The sequence below is a fragment of the Mesorhizobium sp. M7A.F.Ca.AU.002.02.1.1 genome, assembly GCF_003998535.1.
GTDB lineage: Bacteria > Pseudomonadota > Alphaproteobacteria > Rhizobiales > Rhizobiaceae > Mesorhizobium > Mesorhizobium ciceri.
In genome coordinates this window covers 1-10,075 of sequence record NZ_RZPB01000153.1, presented here as the reverse complement: position 1 = coordinate 10,075, position 10,075 = coordinate 1, and the positions used below count along the sequence as shown (strand labels likewise).

The following is a 10,075-nucleotide window of genomic DNA, read 5'->3' as shown; positions in this document are numbered from 1 at the left end:
CGCCACTCATCGTTTGGAGCCAGACAATGCGGAGCCGAGTGGGCAACGCGTCTTTTTGAGGCAATTCTACGTCAGCTGCCAACACCGACGTTCGGAGATTGGCTGCAGGACCCTTGAGCTGCTTATTCGGTCTCGTTTCCACAACAAATCAAGGATTTTCCTCGACGTGCTGGAGACCAATCCTGGCCGCAAGACCTTCTGGTCTCACACCGGTTTTGTCGCCTACAGCACGCTCATGGAGCGTCTCGTTGAAAAAGCGGACACCAAATAACCTGCGGTGCTGGGAATTAATTTGGGGATCGGATTGTCTGGCATTTGCGTGCGTCGCGCAAAAACACGAGAATAGAATCGAGCCGGTCGTAACCGAATGGGGCTCACTTGTCCCCGGCCTGCAGGCTAGCCGCTTCGACTTCATCACGGCCGGCATGTGGATCAAGCCGGAGCGCTGCCGCAACGTGCTGTTCAGCGAACCGATCGCTACGGAGAGAGGCGCACTGCTGGTGCCTAAGGGCAACCCGGAAGGGCTGCATTCTTATGAGGATGTGCGTGACAAGGGACTCACCTTCGTCAGTGATACAGGCTACACCGCGGTCCAGGACGCGAAAAAGTCAGGCATCGCCGACGACAAAATCATGCAGGTCGCCGGACCGCCGGCGGACAGGCTGTCGCGCCGCCGCCGGTGCCCTCGACTACTTTACAGCGACTGGACTTGTTAAGAAGGACCACAGCCTTGAGCTGGCCGATTCGTTCATCGCGCCAGCCAACTATCCTGCTATCGCCTTCGAGCTCAACGAGCAGGCTGCGGTCGACGCGTTCAATGCCGTATGCAGGACTATGTTGGCTCTGGCGAAATGATGGCAGTATTCGGCAAATACGGCTACGGCAAAGACAACCTGCGGACGGCAGCAAGACCGCTGACCTCTGCAGAGGCTGAAGGCAATGTGCCTTAACACGTCCCCGGTCATGGCGGGGACGTGTTCAGTGGGCAAGCGTCTGTGAGGCGATTTCAGGTCCACCGTGGCGGTGCTCACAAGACGCGCCTCATTGCCTGAAACAAACACATCTACACTTCATCGGGTGCGCACATGTGAGCGTCGCGGCCCACAATACGACGGCCAATATGCGGGCTGGCTCACCTGCCACATCAGGCAACTGCGCAAGCAAATCCCCTGACGTGTGCCGGAACGAGAAGCAGGAGAATACTGTGGAAATCAGAGTTGTACGCCCGGGCGACCTTTCTCAATTGCGCAAGATTTGTGACGAACACATCGACTTGGAAGGGGTGACAATAGCGGACCAGGACCTGAGTCCTTATTGGAACTCGGCGTTTTTTGGAACACCTGCCCAGTTGTTCGGTTGGGTTTGTGATGAAGGAGGGTGTGTGCTGACAGTTCTGCAAATTCGCTGAGAGAGGGCGGTCATGGCAGGCTGGTGATTGTTCACGTCACCGATTCCCGCGAAGGAACGCCACCATGACCAAGATTGAAAGTAAGACCGGCAGCGCTGCCATCAAAGACATTCTGCTTTCGGACCCGGACGGACTTCACGAAGTGATCCGTGCGGTGATGCAGGAGGTACTCGAGGCCGAGATGGACGAGGCGCTGGGGGCTTCGAAGAGCGAGCGCACACCTGAGCGGCTCGGCTACCGCTCGGGTTATTACGGCCGCACCCTTGTCACGCGGGTCGGCAAGCTTGAGCTGCGGGTTCCGCAGGACCGGGCCGGCCGCTTCTCGACCGAGCTTCTCGAGCGTTACCAGCGTTCGGAGCGGGCCTTGGTGGCGACGCTTGCGGAGATGTATGTGCAGGGCGTGTCGACCCGCAAGGTCAAGGCGATCACGGAAGAGCTGTGCGGCCATGCGTTCTCGGCCTCGTCGATCTCGGCCATCAACAAGCGGCTGGACGAGAGCCTCGCTGCCTTTGCCAGGCGCCCCCTTCAAGAGCCGTTTCCTTACCTCATCCTCGATGCGCGCTAAGAGAAGGTGCGTGAGGCCGGCGTCGTCATGAGCCAGGCGGTGCTGATCGCTGTCGGCATCGACTGGGACGGCCGGCGCCAGATCCTGGCCGTCGAGATGGCCAATCGCGAAAGCCGCTCGGCCTGGAGGGATTTCCTCGTCGCGCTGAAGGCGCGCAGCCCCAAGGGCGTCGAGCTGGTTGTCTCCGCCAATCATGCCGGCCTGGTCGCGGCGATCGGCGAGGTGATCCCCGAAGCCGCCTGGCAGCGCTGCTACGTCCACTTCCTCAGGAACGCGCTCGATCACCTGCCGAGAAAGCACGGCGCCGACTGCCTGCAGGACTTGCGCTGGCTCTAATGACCGGCGCGATCTCGCCGAGGCCAAGGCCGATCTCGCCGCATGGCTGTCCAAATGGTCGGGCCGCTATCCGCGACTGACGAGTTGGGTGGAGGAGACCATCGAGCGCACGCTGACCTTCTTTTGCCTGCCGCGCCAGCATCACAAGCATCTCAAGAGCACCAACATGCTTGAACGGCACAATGAGGAAATCCGCCGGCGCACCAATGTCATGCGCATCTTCCCCAATGAAAGCTGCCTGCGCCTCGTCAGGGCGCTGGCTGCGAGACCAACGAGAACTGGATGGAGGCCAACCGCTACATCAACATGGACGATCTGCGCGAGCACAAGAAGCTCGCTCTACGCCAAGCCGCATGACCAGCATCGTGGCCGCCCCATTTTGCAGAACTTGACGCACACAACCTGAAGGAGGTAAGCGTCATGACAACTCTTAGAGGATACATGACCGCGTCGATCCGGCTTTTCCTTGTTGGTCAGGGGCGATCCTCGGGTACGCCTCCGGCGAGGGCCGCCTTGCGCGATCATGGCACGGTAGCGAGGCTGGGCTCTTAAGGTCGTCCTTAGGAGCGTAAGCCCCGCGACCATCCCATCGCTGAAAACAAACCCTTGATCAGCGGGCGCCCGACGGACCGCCTCTGTCGTCGTGGCGCTCCCATGAAGAACCTGGCCCATAGTGCATCCTTTGATTCGGAAGATAAGGATGCCCCATCAAAACCTGAGATCAAACATTTAGGCAGGCCTCGACTGGGACAAGTAAAACGGCCGCATTCGAGGCATGAGGCTGCACGCGTCTAAGATCCGAACAGCCAATACCCGAGCGTCCTCGACATCCCCGCCGCCAGAAGTCAACGATGCCCAGATCGGCCGCACGACCACCAGCAGAAGGGCGCCACCTCAACCCGTCCTACACTCAACATTTTGTCGCGTCCGCGACGTGCCTTCTTGATCCGATCCGTGGTCTGCTCACCTAAATAGCTGAAAGAGATCACGCATTTCTGTTTCCGGCCTGATTAGCCAGTTTGGCACGAGGTTTGCAACTTTGTGTGCGATCCAGTTGAACGGGCCGATTGGCACAGTCACCTGAAATCACAACTAATTAAAGGAACGGAACATGTCGGAACTGTATCGGATGGCATTACCAATGGGGGACAGCCGGCCGGCAATGCCTCCGCCCACCACAACCAGCCTTCGCCTGACTGTCTCGTGCTGGCCACGCCAGAGTAATCAATTTTGTCCTAAGAACCACAATACGACAAATCGCAGAACGTCCATCCATCCATCCTGAAACCAAGACACAGCAATCGCTTGTCGACGCAGTGTCCCACCGCCGAGAGGAAATGTAGATGAGAAAATTTGTTGCCGCCAAGCTTCATGGAATAACTGTGACCGACGCGAATTTGAACTACCGGGGCTCAATAACTTTGGATCCAGATCACTGCGACGAAGCCGGCATCCTTCCAATGGAATTCGTTGAAATCTGGAATAAATCATCGGGCGCTCGAATCAGCACTTACGTGATTTATGGAGAGCGGGGTTCTCGTTGCTGCGTGCTGAACGGAGCCGCTGCTCGCACCTGTCAGGTCGGGGACGAAATAATCGTTTGCTCCTCCGCATACATCGAGGAGCATCAGATGGTGGAGATCAAGCCGCGAGTGCTGACTTTCCACCGGGATAATTCTATCTGCGACCACATGTTCTACGAGGGTGCAATAGACGACGATGGAAGGATAACGTTCTCGATTCGCGAGGGCTCTCCCGGCGATAACGCGCTAAAACTCACTCCCTAGTAGGGCCTTTCGGTGACAGCTCGTGGCGCCGGGTCCCGGTCAAGGGCGTACTCGTCCCCAGTACTCTGGTACGCGATACAGTGCATTATCCCACTCGGCCACTATTCGGTCAGTTGCCATCAAGCCCAATCGGTTCTGCCCAGATCTGGGAAGACGATTTTGCTGCGCCAAAGGCAACTTCAGCTTCAGCCAGCGGCTGCGGGTAGAGGCGACCAATTTCACGGAATGTTTGGCCTTGGATCGTTGTCTTTAAGTCTGAGGTCCACGATGGCAAAACGACCTATCGACAAAAACGCAGAGTGGAGAACAGCCAATGTCAAGGAAAGCTCTCATCCTGGTTGAAGGCCATGCAAGAGGTAATGGAATACGATACATCCACGCGGCCCGGCGTCTTGGCTTTCATCCAATTACACTATCAGTTGATCCAACACAGTACGAGTATCTTGCGGCGGAAAGAAGCGAGGCAATCCGTGTCGATACAACCAATCTTGATACCTTGATTCGCGAATGTTCCAGGCTGCGTGAGACCAATGACATCGCTGGTATCACGGGCTTCTCGGGCATCGACGAGTCGGTCTATGCAACCGTTGGCAAACTATGTCGGCATTTCGACTTACCGGGACCCAACCCCGAATTGATTGAACGATGCTGTGACAAATTCTCTCAGCGCCAGCTACTTGCGGAAGCCGGAGTTCCGATACCCGCTTATCGCATGGCGCTGAATGTGGCAGAAGTAGAAAGCGCTGTCGCGGAGATCGGCTTTCCCGTAATTGTTAAGCCGGCAATCGGCAGCGGTAGCATCGGTGTCCGATTGTGCCGCAACGCCGATGAGTTAGCTGACCACACGACCTATCTGTTGGGTGGGAAGCACATCTGGCCGTCTTCGCCGAGGATATTGGTTGAGGAATTCGCGCGCGGCCCTTTTTATAGCGTGGAGATAATGGGCAATGAGGTTATTGGGATTGTCGCCGTTGATTTCGGCCCCCCACCGCATTTCGTCTTCCGTGAAACGACCTTCCCGGCCCCGCTTGCGGAAGACGATCATGACCGTATCGTTGATGTTTCGCTGAGGTGCTTGCAAGCTCTTGGCCTTAATTGGGGGCCAACGAACATCGAGCTCCGGTTGACTAATCATGGCCCGGTTGTAATCGAAGTGAATCCGCGTCTTGCTGGTGCGCTTGAGCCTGAACTGGTCCAACTGGCGAGCGGTGTCGATCTGGTCACCGAGCACATCAAGCTTGTCGTCGGCGAGGAATGGGATTTGCGCAGAAGGCATTTGCAGACCGCAGCCGCGCGGTTCCTAGTTGCTGATTGCGACGGCACCCTCGATTGGATCGATGGCGGCAGTCAGGCGATCGCGGTACCAGGTGTCGCTGAAATCAAATTGTATGTTGAACCCAACGCGCCGATCTTCAGGAAAGGCGATTTTCGAGACTGGATAGGACATGTCGTCGCCGTTTCACCCAGCCTTGCTCAGACCGAAGCGATACTCCAACGAGCTGTCGACTTAATCGCTTGGTCTATCACACCGCCGTCGGGCGAACAGGAGCGATCTGCAGCCCCACGACTCCCCCCCAACTGAGAGGTGATCCGTCGCCAGCATAAGAACTCTTACCCGCAATAGCTCGCCTTGTTGTCAAAAGCATAGCTGGAGTTCAAACTTATGAATATATCCAAGGGACCCCAGGCATTCCCTAGAAGTGAATACCTTCGCCGGCTCGGCTCGGTGAAGTTCGAAATGGGTCGGTGCGATATCGACGCGCTCGTCGTTTCCGACCAACATAACATTACCTATCTCACGGGGTACACCGCGCTATCAGCCTATGTTCCTCAGGCCGTTGTGGTTTCGATACGAGAAGAGGAACCGACGTTCATTCTGCGCCGCTGTGATGCGCCGGCAGCCATTCATCAATGTTTTATGGAGCGCGACAAAATCGTCGCATACCCCGAAGCGTATATTGGAAATCCTGACAAGGATGGCTATGACGCGGTAGTCGATTACTTGGAGGACGTCGGCCTCGCGAGTCGAGGCATAGGAATCGAGCTATGCTGCCTTCCATCGCAATCGGCGAAAAAGTTTAGGATGCGCCTGCCTGGTGCCACGATCGTCGATGCTACTAAGGCGGTCACTTGGAAAAGGCTCATCAAGTCAGATCTCGAGATAGCTGTAATGCGGGAGGCGGCGGCAATCTCAGACGCCGCGATTCGACGCGCTGCTGAGGTAATACGCCCCGGGGTGCGTGAAGCAGACGCGTGCGCGGAAATTGTGGCAACGTTGGTGCGCGGCGCAAACGGTAAGCCAGGAAGCGGGATCGAGGGAATAAGTTTGTGTTCATCACCGCGAACGGGAACGTGCCACATTCCGTGGAGCGAGGACGTTTTTCGCTATGGATCGCAGGTGAATCTCGAAATCGGCGGTGCGCGATATGGTTACTGTGCTGGGCTTATGCGCACTTACACGATCGGCTCACCCTCCGATCGTCTACGTCGCGTGCATGAGATCCAAGTCGCCGGCCTTGAGGTCGCTCTTGATGCGATACGGCCAGGAGCGACTTGCAGCGATGTTGCCAACGCCTTCAATCGCAGCATCGAGAAGCGGGGCCTCAAAAAGGAGACGCGTTGCGGCTATGCACACGGCATTGGTTGGTTGGAGCCGACCGCAAGCCTTAAGGATGGCGATATGACAGAGTTGCTACCAAACATGACCTTTCACCTGATGTTAGGTAATTGGATCGAGGAGGATTTTGGATACGTCATCAGCGAAACGTTCCGTGTCACAGACTCCGGCGTCGAGGTACTGACCACTGCTCCCCGGAAGATTTTTGAGATCTAAATTAGAATATGGCTTGTCATAACGACAGCGCGGACGTCCGGAATAGATCTTGCCGGTCGACGAGATGTCGCCTACCTTGTTGAAGTGCGGACGGCGAGCGGCGGTCGGCATGCGGGGCCGATCCGTGTCGAGGCGAAGCCGAACGCACGCTGGTCGCTGTACGACCAGTTCTCCTGCGGCCGATCAACTCGTCGACGACGTGACGCGCGAATGCCTTACGCGATTCCGGACACAGATCTCTGGTCGCCGCGTTGCTCGCGAACTGACGACCTGATCGCCCAGCGCGGCAAGCCCGGCATGATCGTCGCAGACCACCGCACGGAGTTTACCTCGAACACGGTCCTTGCCTGATCAATGGATCATCGCGCCGAAAATACATTCCGCTGCAAGCCCATGTGCGCAACATAAATGGCTGCACCTCTAGTCTACTCGCCACTGTTTAAAAGACTGGGGCAGGTCAATGCGCTTTCGTTACGACCTCAGAGCAAGTCTACAGGTCATAGTAGTAGGTAAGGTATGGACTCAATTTACCGATCTTGTCATAGAGCGCCCGCGCATGATAATTTGATCTGTCCGTATTCCAATAGATTCTCAGCCAGCCTTGGTCGCGACCGTAGGAGGCCAGATTCGTGAGCATGGCTTGGCCAATCCCCTGGCGCCGCGAAGACTCGTCGACATAGAGATCTGCGAGAAAACAGACCGGACGATCGCTAAGAGTATACGGGTGAATGACAAAGGTAGCAAAACCTATGGTAACGCCAGTTGCTGAGACCGCGATCAGCGCGTTAATCGGTTCGTCTGGGCGCTCGATGCGCCGCCAGATCCTATCTGTCGCCTGTTCTGATGAATTGAGACCTTGGTCGGCGCAATATGCGTACCAAAGGGACCGCCATGCATCGCGGTCGGCAGTGCCTGCGAGACGAATCTCCATGAGGGGCGGGCTCCGGCTGAGAATGGGCTCCAGGGCGCGAGGTGTTCGGCCTGAAAGGTTGACGGCTTGCGATAACTGCCACCGGCCCGCAAGACGTGCAGCACGCGACCGCCGGGTGTTATAAGATCTTTCCGCCTGTGACGGCGTCGTGGTCGCGCTGGAACTGGTTCCCGGGAGCTCGGTTCGCGATACGTCAAGCGCGAGTTGGGCGAGCGTTATCATGGGATCAAGTTCCCTCAGGTTTTCCCGCAGCACGTTTGCGACAGCGGTGCAGATCTAGTGCGATCTTTCCCTGCGACCACACGATGCAAACAATCTGACACCATAGGTGCATTCATCCCGAAGCGGGCTTCCGACCGCCGCGCTACACGCGCGACGGCGGGACAATCTAGCGGATGCGAGAGTTCTTCCAGCTTACCACGGAGATCTGCACCGCGTCGGCGCCATAATTGCGCATGCTTTAGAAAAGCAGACAATCATTGCAGTTCGCGCGCGCGTCCGGCGCCATTCCCAGTCACCCATATTGACTCAACGTTGCGCAGCATCATTTCTACAACACTAACTTGCTGCCCTTGTCGCGAAGTCAGGCGAGCGTCGATCTCGGGATAAATAAAGAAGGGCAGCGAAATTCGATCAGTCGGACCACTATGCACGACCTGGTGGGGCGTACTCTTGAAGCGGCCGTCGCTCAAGACCTGAAGGAGGTCGCCCAGATTGACTACGAGACTATCGGGCAGGCTCGGCACCGGCATCCATCGACCGCGGAACCACACCTGCAAGGAACGCAGGGGGAGTTCCTCTTGCAGCAGCAGCGTGAAGAAGCCATGATCCGTGTGCTTTGCGCAAGTGCCGCCGCGAGCTGGATACCGTATCACGCGTTGCCCAAGCGTCGGCGTGCTGAAATGGCGTTGGAACCATGCCTCTTCCATACCTATCAGGTCCGCCAGCGCATCCCCGATCTGGGGGACAATCCCGGCGAGCACGGTAGCCTGCAAAGCAAGCAGGTTTCTTGCGAAGCCAGGAGCCAAGGCTTCATCCGGAAGGCGCGTGCGGCCGGAGAACGGACGCCGGTCGCCTTCGTTCTCAATTCCGAGGTCGAATACCTCCTTTGGATCGAAGCCGGCCTCAGGATGTAGCATTTCGCCGTGTAAAGGACTGTATCCACGGGCGGCAGTGGGGTACACGTCCTGAAAGGCGTGCCCGTAGCGTTCCTTAACCGACTGTGGCAATGCGAAGAATCGCCGGGAAGCCTCAATGGCTTGCGCGATCTGTTCCCCGGGGATGCCGTGCTCGACAAGGTAGAAGAACCCGTATTCCTGGCATGCCATTTGCAGGCGCTGGCGCTCGTCACGTCGCGTTGCATCGTCTCTCAATTTCGAAAGTGAAATTTTCGGCAGCGTGGTCATAGTCAATCCCCTTTTTGGGCGCTTAAGTTGATTAGTGTTTGCCGCGGCTCTCAAAGTCGACAGTTCCTTGGATGTGGGCAACGCGCCGTCTCTTCCAATAATAACGAAAGTCGACATGATGTCCCATTCTAAGGCTAAGCCGATGGCTGGGCGGTGATTCCGTCTTAGCAATTGATCTCTAGCGCTTCCTGGTGAAGATAACAACGATTTGTATGTTAATATAGTTGTATATATTGTTACATCCGTCGCGGTTAGTTTAACATTATCACGGCCAAGATACTAAGAGCGATTTACAATTCTGAATTGCTTTATGACTTCCAGGCTCAATCCAGACCAGCGCCGACCTCCGGGTTTCATGGCAGGATCGGCCATCTCGAAGAGCTCTATGACGCGAGGTATCGCCAGCTACCTGAGCTCGTCCATCACACACGCCGTCCCGGACGATGGCCGAATGGCAGAAACCGACCGCTCGAAATTTTCCTATCCCATAGTCTTTTTCGACGCTATCCGGGTCGAGCGGTCAAGCTCAGGGACGAAGACTTCGTTCGCAAAAAAGCCATCTACATCGGGTTCGGCGTTCTGCCTGGCGGCACCAAGGAGCACATGAGCTGAGGAAGCGCTTGTCGACGTTATCCGCCGTCTCGACGAGACGACTAGCCGAGCAGCAAAGCAGGCAGCGATTTAGCTCCGTCTGCCGTCTCTCAAGGTTGTGTCGGCCAATTTCTCAGCCACCATAATCGTCGGAATGTTTGTGTTCGCCCGAGGGCAAAATGGCATGACGGAAGCGTCGGCGATCCTCAAACCCAAAA

Annotated in this window: 7 protein-coding genes and 4 pseudogenes; 8 read left to right on the top strand and 3 right to left on the bottom strand. The window is 56.8% G+C overall.

The features are described 5' to 3' along the window. The 7 genes and pseudogenes from EN879_RS39380 to EN879_RS12315 all read left to right on the top strand — a co-directional run. A pseudogene (locus EN879_RS39380) lies at positions 1–271 on the top strand (GNAT family N-acetyltransferase); the annotation flags it as partial. Beyond that, a complete protein-coding gene (locus EN879_RS39880) occupies positions 249–716 on the top strand; it encodes a transporter substrate-binding domain-containing protein (RefSeq protein ID WP_224571101.1) in 468 nt (155 codons plus the stop codon). The pseudogene EN879_RS39380 and the gene EN879_RS39880, both read left to right, overlap by 23 nt. Positions 717–1,472: 756 nt before the next feature. Continuing rightward, a pseudogene (locus EN879_RS12335) lies at positions 1,473–2,666 on the top strand (IS256 family transposase). A 986-nt stretch (positions 2,667–3,652) separates the two neighbouring features. Then, positions 3,653–4,096, top strand: a complete 444-nt coding sequence (gene panD / locus EN879_RS12330; RefSeq protein ID WP_063169354.1) for an aspartate 1-decarboxylase — start codon at positions 3,653–3,655, stop codon at positions 4,094–4,096. A 313-nt stretch (positions 4,097–4,409) separates the two neighbouring features. Next, on the top strand, positions 4,410–5,678 hold the full coding sequence (locus EN879_RS12325; RefSeq protein WP_082826583.1) for an acetyl-CoA carboxylase biotin carboxylase subunit family protein: 1,269 nt from the start codon (positions 4,410–4,412) through the stop codon (positions 5,676–5,678). Between the two features lie 81 nt (positions 5,679–5,759). Continuing rightward, positions 5,760–6,929 carry a Xaa-Pro peptidase family protein gene (locus tag EN879_RS12320; RefSeq protein WP_063169356.1) on the top strand — a complete coding sequence of 390 codons (1,170 nt, stop codon included), beginning with the start codon at positions 5,760–5,762 and terminating at the stop codon, positions 6,927–6,929. A gap of 117 nt (positions 6,930–7,046) precedes the next feature. Beyond that, positions 7,047–7,277, top strand: a pseudogene (locus EN879_RS12315) (IS3 family transposase); the annotation flags it as partial. A gap of 142 nt (positions 7,278–7,419) precedes the next feature. Here EN879_RS12315 and EN879_RS12310 read toward each other — a convergent pair. Together EN879_RS12310 and EN879_RS12305 are read right to left on the bottom strand one after the other, a co-directional pair. After that, complete coding sequence (locus EN879_RS12310) at positions 7,420–7,860, bottom strand: GNAT family N-acetyltransferase (protein WP_158515807.1); 441 nt, start codon at positions 7,858–7,860, stop codon at positions 7,420–7,422. 476 nt (positions 7,861–8,336) lie between these two features. Further along, on the bottom strand, positions 8,337–9,266 hold the full coding sequence (locus EN879_RS12305; RefSeq protein WP_063170383.1) for a 2-oxoglutarate and iron-dependent oxygenase domain-containing protein: 930 nt from the start codon (positions 9,264–9,266) through the stop codon (positions 8,337–8,339). A gap of 456 nt (positions 9,267–9,722) precedes the next feature. Here EN879_RS12305 and EN879_RS39875 point away from each other — a divergent pair. After that, positions 9,723–9,866 (top strand): annotated as a pseudogene (locus EN879_RS39875) (transposase); the annotation flags it as partial. A gap of 81 nt (positions 9,867–9,947) precedes the next feature. On the opposite strand, the gene EN879_RS12300 reads toward EN879_RS39875, so the two are convergent. Continuing rightward, on the bottom strand, positions 9,948–10,075 hold a 128-nt coding region (locus EN879_RS12300; RefSeq protein ID WP_144289770.1), incomplete at its 5' end, for a GMC oxidoreductase.

Bases quoted from the DNA above. Each gene is read 5' to 3' on its own strand.
- EN879_RS12325 (WP_082826583.1), top strand. From the start codon at position 4,410: ATGTCAAGGAAAGCTCTCATCCTGGTTGAAGGCCATGCAAGAGGTAAT.
- EN879_RS12310 (WP_158515807.1), bottom strand. From the start codon at position 7,860: ATGGAGATTCGTCTCGCAGGCACTGCCGACCGCGATGCATGGCGGTCC.
- panD (WP_063169354.1), top strand. From the start codon at position 3,653: ATGAGAAAATTTGTTGCCGCCAAGCTTCATGGAATAACTGTGACCGAC.
- EN879_RS12320 (WP_063169356.1), top strand. From the start codon at position 5,760: ATGAATATATCCAAGGGACCCCAGGCATTCCCTAGAAGTGAATACCTT.
- EN879_RS12305 (WP_063170383.1), bottom strand. From the start codon at position 9,266: ATGACCACGCTGCCGAAAATTTCACTTTCGAAATTGAGAGACGATGCA.